We start from the raw sequence: 13,951 nt of genomic DNA, 5'->3' as shown, positions 1-13,951 counted from the left end.
TTACACAAGTCAGGTTTAAGTAATTTAATAAAAAAATTATTTTTGTTTGAATGCTTTTACACCAGGAAAGTATGCTGTGTTAGCTAGTTCTTCTTCAATTCTTAATAATTGATTGTATTTTGCCATTCTATCAGAACGAGAAGCTGAACCTGTTTTAATTTGACCACAGTTTAAAGCTACTGCTAAATCTGCAATCGTATTATCTTCTGTTTCACCAGAACGATGCGACATAACAGAAGTGTAGCCAGCATTATGTGCCATATTTACGGCAGCAATAGTTTCTGTTAAAGTTCCAATTTGGTTAACTTTTACTAAAATTGAATTAGCAATTCCTTTTTCAATTCCAGTTGCTAAACGTTCTACGTTTGTAACAAATAAATCATCACCTACTAATTGAGTTTTATCTCCAATTAATTCTGTTAAATATTTCCATCCTTCCCAATCATCTTCATACATTCCATCTTCAATAGAAATAATTGGGTAATTTGTTGCTAACGAAGCTAAATATTCTGCTTGTTCTTTAGAAGTTCTAATTTTTCCTGTTGGACCTTCAAATTTAGTATAGTCGTATTTTCCATCTACATAAAATTCTGAAGCTGCACAATCAAGAGCAATCATAACTTCATCACCAAATTTATATCCTGCATTTTCAACTGCTTTTTTGATGGTATCTAAAGCATCTTCAGTTCCACCAGCAAGATTTGGAGCAAATCCACCTTCATCACCTACTGCTGTTGATAAATCTCTATCGTGTAATACTTTTTTCAAATTATGGAAAATTTCTGTTCCCATTTGCATTGCGTGTGTAAACGAAGTTGCTTTTACTGGCATAATCATAAACTCTTGGAATGCGATAGGTGCATCTGAATGTGAGCCACCATTAATGATATTCATCATTGGTACAGGCAATGTATTTGCTGAAACGCCACCAACATATCTGTATAAAGGTAAACCAAGTTCATTTGCTGCAGCTTTTGCAACTGCAAGAGAAACACCAAGAATTGCGTTTGCACCAAGGTTAGATTTATTAGGAGTTCCATCTAATTCAATCATTGTTTTATCGATTAGATTTTGCTCAAAAACTGAAGTTCCTAATAATTCTGCTGCTATTTTGGTATTTACATTTTCAACCGCTTTTAGAACACCTTTACCCATATAATTTTTTCCACCATCTCGAAGTTCAACAGCTTCGTGTTCGCCCGTTGAAGCTCCACTTGGAACTGCAGCACGACCTAAAACACCATTTTCAGTTACAACATCTACTTCAATTGTTGGATTTCCTCTTGAGTCCAGAATTTGTCTAGCGTGAATTTTGATAATAATACTCATTGTTTATGATTATTTGTTAATTTATTGTTGTTGTTTTTATTAATACTACAAATTTAATGAAACTTAAAAATCTATTCACATATTTTTTAAAAACTTATAAACTCAATCGATTTAGTAAAAAAGAAAACAAAAAAATTAATATTTTAAAAATAATACAAATCAATAATGACAAAATTTTGTAATCTTTTATTTAAATATTTTTAAAAAAGTGTATTTTAACGATTTTAAATGCTTTTTATCGATGTTTAATGAATTAGTTTTGTTAATTTTATCTCATAATTATCCCCAAATTAATTATCATGAATACAATTAACCTAAAATCAATTAGAAGAAATTCCAAAATGACACTACTTACTCTACTTTTATTAGGAGTAAATTCTATTTTTTCACAGAATTATAGAAATGAGAAATCTTACATTGAAGATTTTGGAAAAAATGAATTGTATGTTAAAGAATCTTTAGCAGAGTATACAAAATCAGTAGTTAATTCAATTTCCGTTGAAAGAACAGACAGAACAGTGACTACAATTTATAACAAATTAGAAAACATTAATACAGTTCTATTAAAAACTGACAAAGGATTGAAAGGTGATTTAACTCTTAGAGATGCATTCATTAATTTGAATAGCAGAACTTTAGAATTATTCAAAAATAAAACCTTGATGCTTAATGATTATGTGGCAATGAGTGAAAAAAGTTTAGATGAAATTGATGCCATATTAAAGAAAAAAGAGAATGATATAATGAGTTATTATAATGAAGTTTCGAATTTTGAAAAAACTAAAAGAGAGTTTGGTTTAAAATATGACATTAAAATCCGCTCATTTTTAAAGAAAAACATACTTGAGTATAATGCAATGGAAAACTTTGTTTTTTATAAAATTAGTGTAATTGATGAAAAATACATTAGACTTATAAATGAAAATAAAGCAGAAGAAGCTACTCTATGCTTAAATTATCTAAAATTAGAATGTGACAATGCATTAAAAGCAATAGAAGAATATAATGATGATGTAACTGATTCAAGTTTAAATAAAATAAACAAAAGTTTTATTGAATTCATGAAAAACAATAATTCAATTTTACATATGTATTTTGTTCAGTATGACAAATTATATCAAGATATTCAAAGTGCAAAAAATAACCCTAGTATATCTGACGAAGAGTACAATGAAAAAGTAAGAAACTATAATGCTGTTAAAAATATATACTTTGCAGAATACAAAGCTGTTCAATTCAAAAAACAGCAAATGGTTAACAAATTCTATGTTACAAATAGTACTTTCCTAAAGAATAATGTTCAGTTTGAAAATAACTATGCTAGATATACTGACGTAGATTAATAATTGATTTCGTTAAATTAAAAAAACCTTACAATTAAGTTAATTGTAAGGTTTTTACATTTTTAATATTCTCAATAAATTGATCAAACAAGTAAGATGAATCATGCGGACCAGGACTTGCTTCAGGATGATATTGAACTGAAAAACAATTTTTAGATTTCATTCGCATTCCCGCTACTGTATTATCGTTAATATGATAGTGCGTAATTTCTAAATCTGAATGATTTTCAAGTTCTTCTCTATTTACAGCAAAGCCATGATTTTGAGAAGTAATTTCACCTTTTCCTGTTATTACATTCATAACAGGATGATTAATACCTCTATGCCCATTAAACATTTTGTAAGTCGAAACACCATTTGCTAAACCAAGTATTTGATGACCGAGACAAATTCCGAAAACTGGTTTTTCTGAAGAAATCATTTGTTTAGCTGTTTCTTGAACTTGTAAAAGTGGTTCAGGATCACCAGGACCATTTGATAAAAAATAACCATGCGGATTAAATGATTTTAAATCTTCAAAAGAAGAATCATATGGAAATACTTTTATGTAACAATCTCTTTTAGCTAAGTTTCTCAAGATATTTCTTTTAATCCCTAAATCTAAAGCTGATATTTTAAACGTAGCATTTTCACTACCAAAAAAATAGGGTTCTTTGGTAGAAACTTTTGAAGCTAATTCTAATCCTTTCATATCAGGAACATTAGCTAATTGTTGTTTCAAGTACTCGATAGAAGTGCCATCAGTTGAAATAACTGAATTTTGAGCTCCATTGTCACGAATATAACTTACTAAAGCTCTTGTATCCACATCTGAAATGCAGATTAGATTTTGTTTTTCGAAATAATCATAAAGATTACTTTCTGAATCAGGACGAGAGTGATTAAAACTAAAATTTTTACAAACTAAACCTGATATCATTATTTTATCTGATTCAGTTTCATTTGAATTAACACCGTAATTTCCGATATGGGGATTTGTTGCCACCATTATTTGTCCAAAATAAGAAGGATCGGTAAAAATTTCTTGATAACCTGTCATTCCGGTATTGAAACAAACTTCACCAAATGTTGTTCCTGAAATTCCAATTGATTTTCCGTAAAAAATGGTTCCGTCAGCTAGTAGTAAAATGGCTTGTGGTCTTGTTGTGTATTTCATTGTAGTAGTTAGTTGTGTTTTGCAAATTTAAGTTAATCTTTTATAATACTAAAATGGAATTATTAAAGTTTATAAACATTCCAATAGTTTACTAATTAGACCTGATTGTAATGGAAATCCTTTTCTTTTTTTCTTTAAAAAAGAAAAGATTGGAATGAAAAGCGGGAAAATGTATTGCAGATAATTCCTAAACCATTCGCTCCAGATTCATACAGAATGACATATTAGATTTTAAACATAAAAAAAAGGATAAACTAAAAAGCTTATCCTTTATATTTATGAAATTGAATTCATTATTCTGCTGATTCAGTAGTTTCTTCAGAAGAAGTTTCTGGAGCTTCAGGAGCTTTTGTTTCAGCTGCTGGAGTTTCAGATTTTTTTGCTTTTCCACCACGACGGCTTTTAGCTTTTTTCTCTTCTTTTTTACCACCGTTGTAAATTTCATTGAAATCAACTAGCTCAATCATTGCCATATCAGCGTTATCACCTAGACGGTTTCCAACTTTGATAATACGTGTGTATCCTCCTGGACGATCACCAACTTTAGCAGCAACTTCTCTAAAAAGTTCAGTAACTCCATATTTGTTACGTAGGTAAGCGAAAACCACACGACGATTGTGAGTAGTATCTTCTTTTGATTTTGTAATAAGCGGCTCAACAAATTGTTTAAGTGCTTTTGCTTTAGCAACTGTTGTGTTAATACGTTTGTGTTCAATTAAAGAACAAGCCATATTAGCTAACATAGATTTTCTATGCCCAGTTTGTCTGCTTAAGTGATTTACTTTTTTTCCGTGTCTCATTTTAAATGCTATTTAATTTGAATAAAGAAACTAGTCTTTATCTAATTTATATTTTGACAAATCCATTCCGAAAGTTAAATTTTTAACTGCAACTAGTTCATCTAATTCTGTTAAAGATTTTTTACCGAAGTTACGGAACTTCATTAAATCATGTTTGTTAAAAGAGACAAGGTCTCCTAATGTGTCAACTTCAGCTGCTTTTAAGCAATTCAATGCTCTTACAGATAAATCCATATCAACAAGCTTAGTTTTAAGCAATTGTCTCATGTGTAATGATTCTTCATCATATGAATCCGTTTGCGCAATTTCATCTGCTTCAAGCGTGATTCTTTCATCTGAAAATAACATGAAGTGGTGAATTAATACTTTTGCAGCTTCTGTTAGTGCATCTTTTGGATTAATAGAACCATCAGTTTTAATTTCAAAAACTAATTTTTCGTAATCTGTTTTTTGCTCTACACGGAAATTTTCAATTGCATATTTCACGTTTTTTACTGGTGTAAAGATAGAATCAGTAAAGATAGTACCAATAACAGCATTTTGTTTTTTATTTTCTTCAGCAGGAACATATCCTCTTCCCTTTTCAATGGTTAATTCCATATTGAAATTAACTTTAGGGTCAAGATTACAAATTACTAAATCAGGATTTAAAACTTGAAAACCAGAAATAAATTTTTGGAAATCACCTGCTGTAATTTGCTCTTTTCCTGTCAAAGAAATAGTAACAGACTCATTATCTATATCTTCAATTTGACGTTTAAAACGTACTTGTTTAAGACTTAAAATAATTTCTGTAACATCTTCAACAACACCAGAAATAGTTGAAAACTCATGTTCAACACCTTCTATTCTTATAGATGTAATTGCGTAACCTTCTAAAGCTGATAGTAAAACTCTTCTTAGTGCATTACCAACTGTCAATCCGTATCCTGGTTCTAAAGGTCTGAATTCAAATTTACCTTCAAAATCGGTTGAATCGATCATGATAACCTTATCTGGTTTCTGAAAATTAAATATTGCCATAATTATTAGACTGGTGTCAATTATTATTTGTTGTACAACTCTACGATTAATTGCTCTTTAATATTTTCAGTAATCTGCAATCTAGCAGGAACTGAAACGAAAGTACCTTCTTTAGTGTCATTATTCCATGTAATCCACTCATAAACATGATTTGAATTTGATAATGAACGCTCAATTGATTCTAATGATTTAGATTTTTCACGAACTGCAACTTTATCACCTGGTTTTAAATGATAAGATGGAATATTAACTAATTCTCCATTAACAGTAATGTGACGGTGAGAAACAATTTGTCTAGCTGCTCTTCTAGAAGAAGCAATTCCCATTCTGTATACAACGTTATCTAAACGAGCTTCACATAACTGTAAAAGGATTTCACCTGTTACACCTTTAGAAGCAGCTGCTTTTTCGAATAAGTTTCTAAATTGTTTTTCAAGAATACCGTAAGTGTACTTAGCTTTTTGCTTTTCCATTAACTGTACTGCATATTCTGATTTTTTACCTCTTTTTTTCGCCATACCATGTTGGCCTGGAGGATAATTTCTTTTTTCGAAGGCTTTGTCATCTCCGAAAATAGCTTCGCCAAATTTACGAGCTATTCTTGTACTTGGACCAGTATATCTTGCCATTTTAAATTGTTTTTAGATAGAGATTATGAATTCAGGTCTAAATCCTTCGATAATCTTAATTCTATCTTTGTTATACTTATTGTTATATAAATACTGAAAAATCAGTAAAAATTATACTCTACGTCTTTTAGGAGGACGACATCCATTGTGAGGCATTGGAGTAACGTCAATAATTTCGGTTACTTCAATTCCGCTATTATGTAAAGATCTGATAGCAGATTCTCTTCCGTTACCTGGTCCTTTTACATATACTTTAACTTTCTTAAGTCCAGCTTCTAATGCTACTTTTCCACAATCTTCTGCTGCCATTTGAGCTGCATATGGAGTGTTCTTTTTAGAACCTCTAAAGCCCATTTTACCAGCTGAAGACCAAGATATAACTTCACCTTTCTTGTTTGTTAAAGAAATAATGATGTTATTAAAGGTTGCACTAATATGAGCTTCGCCTGAAGATTCAATAATAACCTTACGTTTTTTTGTACTTGCTTTAGCCATACTATTTACTATTTAGTTGCTTTTTTCTTGTTAGCAACAGTTTTTCTCTTACCTTTTCTTGTTCTAGAATTGTTTTTAGTTCTTTGACCTCTTAATGGAAGTCCTGATCTATGACGAATTCCTCTGTAACATCCGATATCCATTAAACGTTTAATGTTTAATGAAGTTTCTGAACGAAGTTCACCTTCAATTTTGTAATATGATACTGCATCACGAATTGCTCCGATTTGGTCATCATTCCAATCTTGAACTTTTGTATCTTGGCTAACTTGAGCTTTTTCTAAAATCTCAATTGCTCTACTTTTTCCTATTCCGAAGATATAGGTAAGTGCTATAACACCTCTTTTATTTTTAGGTATATCTACCCCTGCTATTCTTGCCATAATTATCCTTGTCTTTGTTTAAATCTAGGATTCTTTTTGTTAATAACGTATAATCTTCCTTTTCTACGCACAATTTTACACTCTGCGCTTCTTTTTTTAACTGATGTTCTTACTTTCATTTTGAAAATCTTTAGTATCTATAAGTAATTCTTGCTTTTGACAAATCATAAGGACTCATTTCTAATTTCACTTTGTCACCAGGTAACAACTTGATATAATGCATACGCATTTTTCCAGAAATGTGGGCTATTACAATATGTCCATTTTCTAATTCTACGCGGAACATGGCATTTGATAATGCTTCTATAATTGATCCGTCTTGCTCTATTGCTGATTGTTTTGCCATAAAAATTAAGCTACTGCTTTTCTATTTTTACCACTTTTCATTAAACCATCATAATGTTTATTCAATAAATAAGTATTTATTTGTTGAATAGTATCAATTGCAACTCCTACCATAATTATCAAAGAAGTTCCACCATAAAACATTGCCCATGACTGCTGAACACCCAAGCTGTATACAATAGCTGGGAACACAGCAATTAAAGCAAGGAATAAAGCACCAGGGAAAGTAATTAATGACATAATTCTATCTAAAAAATCTGAAGTTTCAACTCCAGGTTTTATACCTGGAATAAATCCACCGCTTCTTTTTAGATCATCTGCCATTTTATTTGTAGGAACTGTAATTGCAGTATAAAAAAATGTAAAGATTAAGATTAATAAAGCAAAAACTAAATTATACCAAAATCCAAACATATTACTGAAAGCACCAGCGATTGATTGTGATGTTTCAGATTCAGACAAACCAGCTAATGCAGCAGGAATAAACATAATTGCTTGAGCAAATATAATTGGCATTACTCCAGCAGCATTTAACTTCAATGGGATCCATTGTCTATTACCTCCTGTTATATCTTGTTCGTAATCACCAACAGTTGTTCTACGAGCATACTGAACCGGTATCTTTCTTATAGCCATTACTAAAAGGACACAAGCTATAATAATTAACATCCAGAAAATGATTTCAATAACAATAACCATTAAACCGCCATTTGCTCCTGTTAGTCTTGAAGTTACTTCTTGTATAAATGCTTCAGGAAGTCTAGCTAATATTCCAACCATAATTAAAAGTGAAATACCGTTACCAATACCTTTATCAGTTATTTTTTCACCTAACCACATCGCAAAAATAGTACCTGTAGTTAAAATTAAAACAGATGAAAATAAGAATGCAAAAGAATCAGATGGTAATAAAAATGCACTTTGAGGAACAGTTTTATATAAGTTATAAATATAACCTGGACCTTGAAGTAAAGTTATACCAATTGTTAACCATCTAGTTATTTGGTTCATCTTTTTTCTACCACTTTCACCATCTTTTTGTAATTTTTGCAAATAAGGAATTGCAATACCCATTAACTGCACCACAATCGAAGCAGAAATATATGGCATAATCCCTAATGCAAAGACAGATGCTTTTGAAAATGAACCTCCAGTAAACATATCAAGAATAGAACCTATTCCTTCTTTTGTTTGACCTTCAAGTCCAGCTAGCTGAGTTGCATCAATTCCAGGCAAAGTTACGTGAGCTCCAAAACGGTAAACTACAAGTAAACCTAAAGTCCAAAGAATTCTATTCTTCAACTCTTCGATTTTCCAAACACTTAAAAAAGATTCTATAAAATTCTTCATAAAGTCAGTATTACAAAGTTATTACTTCACCACCAGCAGCTTCGATAGCAGCTTTAGCAGTAGCAGTAAATTTGTGAGCAGATACTTTTAATTTTGCTTTTAATTCTCCTCTACCTAAAATTTTCACTAATTCAGTTTTGGTAGCTAAACGGTTTTCAACTAATACTGTAAAATCTACAGTATCAGTAACGATTCCGTTATCAACTAAAGCTTGAAGAGTATCAAGATTTACACCTTGATGCTCAATTCTGTTAATGTTCTTGAAACCAAACTTAGGTACACGTCTTTGAAGTGGCATTTGTCCACCTTCAAATCCAATCTTTTTAGAATAACCAGAACGAGATTTTGCTCCTTTGTGACCTCTTGCAGAAGTACCACCTTTACCAGAACCTTCTCCTCTACCAACTCTTTTATTTTGATTATGTGTAGAACCTTCAGCAGGTTGTAAGTTACTTAAATTCATAACTATAATTGTTATTTAACTTCCTCAACGGAAACTAAGTGTTTAACTTTATTTATCATTCCAAGGATAGTTGGATTTGAATCATGCTCCACAACTTGTCCCATTTTACGTAGACCTAAAGCCTCTAATCCTCTTTTTTGAGTAAGTGGACAATTGATTTTGCTTCTAACTTGTTTTACTAATAATTTAGCCATAATTTCCTTGAATTAACCTTTAAAAACTTTCTCTAAAGAAACGCCTCTTTGTTTTGCAACAGTGTAAGCACTTCTCATTTGTAGTAATGCATCAAAAGTAGCTTTAACCACATTATGTGGGTTAGAAGAACCTTGAGATTTTGATAATACATCGTGAATTCCAACTGACTCTAGAACTGAACGAACAGCTCCACCAGCAATAACTCCTGTACCATGAGATGCAGGCATTAAAAATACACGTGCACCACCAAATTTACCTTTTTGTTCGTGAGGAACAGATTGACCACTTAAAGGAATTCTTACTAAATTTTTCTTTGCATCTTCAACTGCTTTAGCAATTGCTTCAGAAACATCTTTTGATTTTCCAAGTCCGTGACCCACTACTCCATTTTCATCACCTACAACTACAATAGCAGAAAAACCAAATGCTCTACCACCTTTTGTAACTTTAGTAACACGATTTACACTTACCAAACGATCTTTTAATTCAAGACCACTTGGTTTTACTAATTCTATATTCTTGTATTTATTAGACATAATATATTAGAATTTAAGTCCAGCTTCTCTTGCGCCTTCTGCTAATGATTTAATACGACCATGATATAAATAACCTCCTCTATCGAAAGTTACTGAATCAATTCCAGCCTTTAATGCTTTTTCTGCAACAAGTTTTCCAACCATGTTTGCAACCTCCACATTAGTACCTTTAATATCCACTCCTTTATCTCTCGACGAAGTAGCTAATAAAGTAACACCATTCACATCGTCTATGAGTTGAGCATAGATTTCTTTATTACTTCTGAATACAGAAAGTCTTGGTCTAGTAGCAGTACCACTTACAATCTTTCTTATTCTATACTGGATTCTCTGTCTTCTTTCAGATTTTGATAATGACATAATCTTTATTTTTAAGCTGATTTACCTGCTTTTCTTCTTAATACTTCACCTACAAACTTGATACCTTTTCCTTTGTATGGTTCTGGTCTACGGAAATTTCTAATTTTCGCTGTAACTGCACCTAAAAGTTGTTTATCATAAGATGTAAGCTTTACGATAGGGTTTTTACCTTTTTCAGAGATTGTTTCTAAAGTTACTTCTTTAGCTACTTCCAAAATGATATTGTGAGAAAAACCTAAAGCTAAATCAAGTTTTTGACCTTGATTTGAAGCTCTGTATCCCACACCCACAAGCTCTAATTCATTAGTGAAACCAGTAGATACTCCAACAATCATATTATTGATTAATGATCTGTATAAACCATGTTTAGCTCTATGATCCTTGTGGTCAGATGATCTTTCCACAATTACTTGACCTTCTTCTAACTTAACAGTAACGTCCGAAAACTCCTGAGTTAGTTGTCCTAATTTTCCTTTTACTGTAACCAATCCTTCAGCAACTTCTACAGTTACTCCAGACGGAACTACAATTGGATTTTTACCTATTCTTGACATCGTCGTTTAGCTTTTAATTAGTATACGTAACAAATTACCTCTCCACCAACATTCAATTGCTTAGCTTGTTTCCCAGTCATCAAACCTTTAGATGTTGAAACAATAGCAATACCTAATCCATTAAGAATTCTTGGTAATTTTGAAGCACCTGCGTACTTACGTAAACCTGGTTTACTAATTCTTTGAATATCTTTAATTACTGGCTCTTTTGTATCTTTATCATACTTCAAAGCAATTTTGATAGTACCTTGTACGGTAGAATCTTCAAACTTGTAACTTAAGATATATCCTTGATCGAATAAAATCTTTGTGATTTCTTTTTTAAGATTAGAAGCAGGAATTTCAACCACCTTGTGGTTAGCTCTCACCGCATTTCTAACTCTCGTAAGATAATCTGCAATTGGATCTGTATACATATTTATAAAATTTTGGCTACGGTTTTCAGAAGAACTATTCCGCTGAACCTGAAGCCATTAAACTCAATTTTTAAAGCAGACAATTGTACGTTACCTGCAAAAAGCTGGCAAATGTACAATTATCTACTGAAATAAACTAACTACCAGCTAGCTTTTTTTACTCCTGGAATTAATCCTTGATTAGCCATTTCACGAAATGTTACACGTGAAATACCGAATTGACGCATATAACCTCTTGGTCTACCTGTTAATTTACAACGATTATGTAAACGAACTGGAGAAGCATTTTTTGGTAATTTTTGTAAACCTTCATAGTCTCCAGCTTCTAATAAAGCTTTTCTCTTCTCAGCATACTTTGCTACCGTTTTTTCTCTCTTAACCTCGCGGGCTTTCATTGATTCTTTAGCCATGTCTTAATTCTTTTTAAAAGGTAAACCTAATTCTGCTAATAATGATTTCGCTTCTTTATCTGTTTGTGCAGAAGTTACAAAAGTAATATCCATACCAGAAATTTTGTTAACTTTATCAATATCAATTTCTGGGAAAATGATTTGTTCCAAAACTCCTAAGTTGTAATTACCTCTTCCATCAAATCCAGTAGCTTTAATTCCACTAAAATCTCTTACACGTGGCAAAGCAGAAGTAATAAGTCTATCTAAAAACTCGTACATTTTTTCTCCACGTAAAGTTACTTTAGCACCAATAGGCATTCCTTTTCTTAATTTGAATGACGCCACATCTTTTTTGGAAATTGTAGCTAAAGCTTTTTGACCAGTAATTTTAGTTAATTCATCTACTGCGTAGTCAACTAGTTTTTTATCTGATACAGCTGCACCAACTCCACGGCTAATAACGATTTTTTCAAGTTTAGGAACTTGCATTACGTTTTTATAACCGAACTCTTCTTTAAGAGTAGGAATAACTCTACTCTTATATTCTTCTTTTAGTCTAGGGATATATGCCATAACTATAATACTTGATTAGATTTTTTAGAAAATCTCACTTTCTTATCTCCTTCTACTCTAACTCCAGTTTTTGTAGCTTCTTTAGATTTTGGATCTATTAAAGACAAATTAGAAATATGAATAGGAGCTTCTTTCTTAACGATTCCACCTTGAGGGTTTTTAGCACTTGGTTTCGTGTGTTTTGAAACCATGTTAGCACCTTCAACAATCGCTTTATTTTTTTCACGGTCAACTTTAAGAACTCTACCTTCAGTACCTTTATGGTCTCCAGCAATAACTCTAACTACGTCACCTGATTTTATTTTTAACTTTGTCATCATTAATCGAATTAAAGCACTTCTGGTGCTAATGATACAATTTTCATGAATTGTTTTTCACGAAGTTCTCTGGCTACCGGACCAAAAACACGAGTTCCTCTCATTTCACCAGCAGCATTTAACAAAACGCACGCGTTATCGTCAAATCTGATATAAGATCCATCAGCTCTTCTCACTTCTTTTTTGGTACGTACAACAACTGCAGTAGAAACAGCACCTTTTTTAACGTTTCCGTTTGGTGTTGCATCCTTAATAGATACTACAATTTTATCTCCAACAGAGGCATAACGACGTTTCGTTCCTCCTAAAACACGGATAGTCAAAACTTCTTTTGCTCCTGTGTTATCTGCTACTTTTAATCTAGATTCCTGTTGTACCATAACTATTTCGCTCTTTCAATGATTTCAACTAATCTCCAACATTTTAATTTAGATAAAGGTCTTGTTTCCATGATCTTTACTGTATCACCAATGTTACAGTCATTTTTTTCGTCGTGTGCAACATATTTTTTTGTTTTCAACACGAACTTACCATACATTGGATGCTTTACTCTTCTTGTTTCAGAAACAACAATAGATTTCTCCATCTTGTTGCTAGTAACCACACCAATTCTTTCTTTTCTTAAATTTCTTTTATCTTCCATCTTTCAGCAGATTACAATTCTCTTTTGCTTAATTCAGTCGCCAATCTTGCTACCGCTCTTCTCATTGTTCTAATTTGAAGTGGGTTTTGAATTGGTGAAATAGCGTGAGCGGTTTTTAATTCAGCGTATGTTTTTTTTACTTCACTAAGTTTAACTTGTAACTCAGCTGTAGACAGACTAATAATTTCTGATTGTTTCATAATTTATATATATTATGCTTCGAAATCTCTAGCAACAACAAACTTAGTTTTAACTGGAAGCTTTTGAGCTGCAAGGCGTAACGCCTCTTTTGCAACTGCTAAAGGAACTCCTCCAACTTCAAACATAATTTTTCCGGGTTTAACAACGGCAGCCCAATATTCAACGGCACCTTTACCTTTACCCATACGTACCTCAAGAGGTTTCTTTGTTATAGGTTTGTCTGGAAACACATTAATCCAAAGTTGTCCTTCTCTCTTCATAAAACGAGTTGCTGCAATACGAGCAGCTTCAATTTGACGTGAAGTTAAAAATACACCATTTTCATGTACAGATTTAATTCCAAACATTCCACTTGAAAGCATATGTCCTCTTTGAGAAACACCTTTCATTCTACCTTTTTGTACCTTACGGTATTTTGTTCTTTTAGGCTGTAACATTTTTCTTTAAT

General features: G+C 31.9%; 24 protein-coding genes. 1 reads left to right on the top strand and 23 read right to left on the bottom strand.

Going from position 1 to position 13,951, the window contains the following annotated elements:
• Positions 1–36: 36 nt before the first annotated feature.
• Positions 37–1,329, bottom strand: coding sequence for a phosphopyruvate hydratase (eno, locus tag Q0049_RS11450; protein ID WP_298119808.1), 1,293 nt, complete (start codon positions 1,327–1,329; stop codon positions 37–39).
• Between the two features lie 299 nt (positions 1,330–1,628).
• Between eno and Q0049_RS11445 the strand changes: the two genes are divergently transcribed.
• The gene (locus Q0049_RS11445; protein ID WP_298119806.1) at positions 1,629–2,672 is read left to right on the top strand and encodes a hypothetical protein; all 1,044 of its coding nucleotides are present in this window, start codon (positions 1,629–1,631) and stop codon (positions 2,670–2,672) included.
• Positions 2,673–2,706: 34 nt separating this feature from the next.
• Here Q0049_RS11445 and carA read toward each other — a convergent pair whose 3' ends face one another.
• The 22 genes from carA to rplP form a co-directional block, all read right to left on the bottom strand.
• Entirely contained in the window at positions 2,707–3,828 is a 1,122-nt protein-coding gene (gene carA, locus Q0049_RS11440) for a glutamine-hydrolyzing carbamoyl-phosphate synthase small subunit (protein WP_298119804.1), read from the bottom strand.
• Positions 3,829–4,121: 293 nt separating this feature from the next.
• Positions 4,122–4,628, bottom strand: coding sequence for a 50S ribosomal protein L17 (gene rplQ, locus Q0049_RS11435; protein ID WP_298119803.1), 507 nt, complete (start codon positions 4,626–4,628; stop codon positions 4,122–4,124).
• A gap of 30 nt (positions 4,629–4,658) precedes the next feature.
• Positions 4,659–5,651, bottom strand: a complete 993-nt coding sequence (locus Q0049_RS11430) for a DNA-directed RNA polymerase subunit alpha (RefSeq protein ID WP_298119801.1) — start codon at positions 5,649–5,651, stop codon at positions 4,659–4,661.
• A 23-nt stretch (positions 5,652–5,674) separates the two neighbouring features.
• Positions 5,675–6,280, bottom strand: coding sequence for a 30S ribosomal protein S4 (gene rpsD / locus Q0049_RS11425; RefSeq protein WP_298119799.1), 606 nt, complete (start codon positions 6,278–6,280; stop codon positions 5,675–5,677).
• A 111-nt stretch (positions 6,281–6,391) separates the two neighbouring features.
• Positions 6,392–6,775 (bottom strand): 30S ribosomal protein S11, encoded by a 384-nt coding sequence (rpsK, locus tag Q0049_RS11420; RefSeq protein ID WP_035125668.1) that lies wholly within the window; start codon positions 6,773–6,775, stop codon positions 6,392–6,394.
• A gap of 8 nt (positions 6,776–6,783) precedes the next feature.
• On the bottom strand, positions 6,784–7,158 hold the full coding sequence (gene rpsM, locus Q0049_RS11415; RefSeq protein WP_298119798.1) for a 30S ribosomal protein S13: 375 nt from the start codon (positions 7,156–7,158) through the stop codon (positions 6,784–6,786).
• Between the two features lie 2 nt (positions 7,159–7,160).
• Positions 7,161–7,277 carry a type B 50S ribosomal protein L36 gene (gene ykgO, locus Q0049_RS11410; RefSeq protein WP_081932050.1) on the bottom strand — a complete coding sequence of 39 codons (117 nt, stop codon included), beginning with the start codon at positions 7,275–7,277 and terminating at the stop codon, positions 7,161–7,163.
• 11 nt (positions 7,278–7,288) lie between these two features.
• A complete protein-coding gene (gene infA, locus Q0049_RS11405; protein ID WP_007136545.1) occupies positions 7,289–7,504 on the bottom strand; it encodes a translation initiation factor IF-1 in 216 nt (71 codons plus the stop codon).
• Between the two features lie 5 nt (positions 7,505–7,509).
• Entirely contained in the window at positions 7,510–8,853 is a 1,344-nt protein-coding gene (gene secY, locus Q0049_RS11400; protein ID WP_298119793.1) for a preprotein translocase subunit SecY, read from the bottom strand.
• 10 nt (positions 8,854–8,863) lie between these two features.
• On the bottom strand, positions 8,864–9,316 hold the full coding sequence (gene rplO / locus Q0049_RS11395) for a 50S ribosomal protein L15 (protein ID WP_298119792.1): 453 nt from the start codon (positions 9,314–9,316) through the stop codon (positions 8,864–8,866).
• 11 nt (positions 9,317–9,327) lie between these two features.
• Positions 9,328–9,510, bottom strand: a complete 183-nt coding sequence (gene rpmD, locus Q0049_RS11390) for a 50S ribosomal protein L30 (protein ID WP_298119790.1) — start codon at positions 9,508–9,510, stop codon at positions 9,328–9,330.
• A 12-nt stretch (positions 9,511–9,522) separates the two neighbouring features.
• Positions 9,523–10,047 carry a 30S ribosomal protein S5 gene (gene rpsE / locus Q0049_RS11385; protein WP_298119788.1) on the bottom strand — a complete coding sequence of 175 codons (525 nt, stop codon included), beginning with the start codon at positions 10,045–10,047 and terminating at the stop codon, positions 9,523–9,525.
• 6 nt (positions 10,048–10,053) lie between these two features.
• Positions 10,054–10,407 (bottom strand): 50S ribosomal protein L18, encoded by a 354-nt coding sequence (gene rplR, locus Q0049_RS11380; protein ID WP_298119786.1) that lies wholly within the window; start codon positions 10,405–10,407, stop codon positions 10,054–10,056.
• An 11-nt stretch (positions 10,408–10,418) separates the two neighbouring features.
• Positions 10,419–10,961 (bottom strand): 50S ribosomal protein L6, encoded by a 543-nt coding sequence (gene rplF, locus Q0049_RS11375; RefSeq protein WP_298119785.1) that lies wholly within the window; start codon positions 10,959–10,961, stop codon positions 10,419–10,421.
• A gap of 17 nt (positions 10,962–10,978) precedes the next feature.
• The gene (rpsH, locus tag Q0049_RS11370) at positions 10,979–11,377 is read right to left on the bottom strand and encodes a 30S ribosomal protein S8 (RefSeq protein ID WP_298119783.1); all 399 of its coding nucleotides are present in this window, start codon (positions 11,375–11,377) and stop codon (positions 10,979–10,981) included.
• A 140-nt stretch (positions 11,378–11,517) separates the two neighbouring features.
• Positions 11,518–11,787: a 30S ribosomal protein S14 gene (rpsN, locus tag Q0049_RS11365; protein ID WP_014085011.1), complete on the bottom strand. Its 270-nt coding sequence runs from the start codon at positions 11,785–11,787 to the stop codon at positions 11,518–11,520.
• A gap of 3 nt (positions 11,788–11,790) precedes the next feature.
• Entirely contained in the window at positions 11,791–12,342 is a 552-nt protein-coding gene (gene rplE, locus Q0049_RS11360) for a 50S ribosomal protein L5 (protein WP_298119780.1), read from the bottom strand.
• Positions 12,343–12,344: 2 nt separating this feature from the next.
• Positions 12,345–12,659 (bottom strand): 50S ribosomal protein L24, encoded by a 315-nt coding sequence (rplX, locus tag Q0049_RS11355; RefSeq protein ID WP_298119778.1) that lies wholly within the window; start codon positions 12,657–12,659, stop codon positions 12,345–12,347.
• An 11-nt stretch (positions 12,660–12,670) separates the two neighbouring features.
• The gene (gene rplN, locus Q0049_RS11350) at positions 12,671–13,039 is read right to left on the bottom strand and encodes a 50S ribosomal protein L14 (RefSeq protein WP_007803649.1); all 369 of its coding nucleotides are present in this window, start codon (positions 13,037–13,039) and stop codon (positions 12,671–12,673) included.
• A gap of 2 nt (positions 13,040–13,041) precedes the next feature.
• Entirely contained in the window at positions 13,042–13,302 is a 261-nt protein-coding gene (gene rpsQ / locus Q0049_RS11345; protein ID WP_298119776.1) for a 30S ribosomal protein S17, read from the bottom strand.
• An 11-nt stretch (positions 13,303–13,313) separates the two neighbouring features.
• A complete protein-coding gene (gene rpmC / locus Q0049_RS11340; RefSeq protein WP_298119774.1) occupies positions 13,314–13,502 on the bottom strand; it encodes a 50S ribosomal protein L29 in 189 nt (62 codons plus the stop codon).
• Between the two features lie 12 nt (positions 13,503–13,514).
• Positions 13,515–13,940, bottom strand: a complete 426-nt coding sequence (gene rplP, locus Q0049_RS11335; protein WP_298119772.1) for a 50S ribosomal protein L16 — start codon at positions 13,938–13,940, stop codon at positions 13,515–13,517.
• Positions 13,941–13,951 lie beyond the last annotated feature (11 nt).

It is taken from the genome of Flavobacterium sp., assembly GCF_027484205.1.
Taxonomy (GTDB): Bacteria; Bacteroidota; Bacteroidia; order Flavobacteriales; family Flavobacteriaceae; genus Flavobacterium.
The sequence above is the reverse complement of the archived record's forward strand: the minus strand, read 5'-3'. Positions and strand labels throughout refer to the sequence as shown.

Coding starts and splice junctions, on each gene's coding strand:
- eno (WP_298119808.1), bottom strand. CDS start 1,329: ATGAGTATTATTATCAAAATTCACGCTAGACAAATTCTGGACTCAAGA.
- Q0049_RS11445 (WP_298119806.1), top strand. CDS start 1,629: ATGAATACAATTAACCTAAAATCAATTAGAAGAAATTCCAAAATGACA.
- carA (WP_298119804.1), bottom strand. CDS start 3,828: ATGAAATACACAACAAGACCACAAGCCATTTTACTACTAGCTGACGGA.
- rplQ (WP_298119803.1), bottom strand. CDS start 4,628: ATGAGACACGGAAAAAAAGTAAATCACTTAAGCAGACAAACTGGGCAT.
- Q0049_RS11430 (WP_298119801.1), bottom strand. CDS start 5,651: ATGGCAATATTTAATTTTCAGAAACCAGATAAGGTTATCATGATCGAT.
- rpsD (WP_298119799.1), bottom strand. CDS start 6,280: ATGGCAAGATATACTGGTCCAAGTACAAGAATAGCTCGTAAATTTGGC.
- rpsK (WP_035125668.1), bottom strand. CDS start 6,775: ATGGCTAAAGCAAGTACAAAAAAACGTAAGGTTATTATTGAATCTTCA.
- rpsM (WP_298119798.1), bottom strand. CDS start 7,158: ATGGCAAGAATAGCAGGGGTAGATATACCTAAAAATAAAAGAGGTGTT.
- ykgO (WP_081932050.1), bottom strand. CDS start 7,277: ATGAAAGTAAGAACATCAGTTAAAAAAAGAAGCGCAGAGTGTAAAATT.
- infA (WP_007136545.1), bottom strand. CDS start 7,504: ATGGCAAAACAATCAGCAATAGAGCAAGACGGATCAATTATAGAAGCA.
- secY (WP_298119793.1), bottom strand. CDS start 8,853: ATGAAGAATTTTATAGAATCTTTTTTAAGTGTTTGGAAAATCGAAGAG.
- rplO (WP_298119792.1), bottom strand. CDS start 9,316: ATGAATTTAAGTAACTTACAACCTGCTGAAGGTTCTACACATAATCAA.
- rpmD (WP_298119790.1), bottom strand. CDS start 9,510: ATGGCTAAATTATTAGTAAAACAAGTTAGAAGCAAAATCAATTGTCCA.
- rpsE (WP_298119788.1), bottom strand. CDS start 10,047: ATGTCTAATAAATACAAGAATATAGAATTAGTAAAACCAAGTGGTCTT.
- rplR (WP_298119786.1), bottom strand. CDS start 10,407: ATGTCATTATCAAAATCTGAAAGAAGACAGAGAATCCAGTATAGAATA.
- rplF (WP_298119785.1), bottom strand. CDS start 10,961: ATGTCAAGAATAGGTAAAAATCCAATTGTAGTTCCGTCTGGAGTAACT.
- rpsH (WP_298119783.1), bottom strand. CDS start 11,377: ATGTATACAGATCCAATTGCAGATTATCTTACGAGAGTTAGAAATGCG.
- rpsN (WP_014085011.1), bottom strand. CDS start 11,787: ATGGCTAAAGAATCAATGAAAGCCCGCGAGGTTAAGAGAGAAAAAACG.
- rplE (WP_298119780.1), bottom strand. CDS start 12,342: ATGGCATATATCCCTAGACTAAAAGAAGAATATAAGAGTAGAGTTATT.
- rplX (WP_298119778.1), bottom strand. CDS start 12,659: ATGACAAAGTTAAAAATAAAATCAGGTGACGTAGTTAGAGTTATTGCT.
- rplN (WP_007803649.1), bottom strand. CDS start 13,039: ATGGTACAACAGGAATCTAGATTAAAAGTAGCAGATAACACAGGAGCA.
- rpsQ (WP_298119776.1), bottom strand. CDS start 13,302: ATGGAAGATAAAAGAAATTTAAGAAAAGAAAGAATTGGTGTGGTTACT.
- rpmC (WP_298119774.1), bottom strand. CDS start 13,502: ATGAAACAATCAGAAATTATTAGTCTGTCTACAGCTGAGTTACAAGTT.
- rplP (WP_298119772.1), bottom strand. CDS start 13,940: ATGTTACAGCCTAAAAGAACAAAATACCGTAAGGTACAAAAAGGTAGA.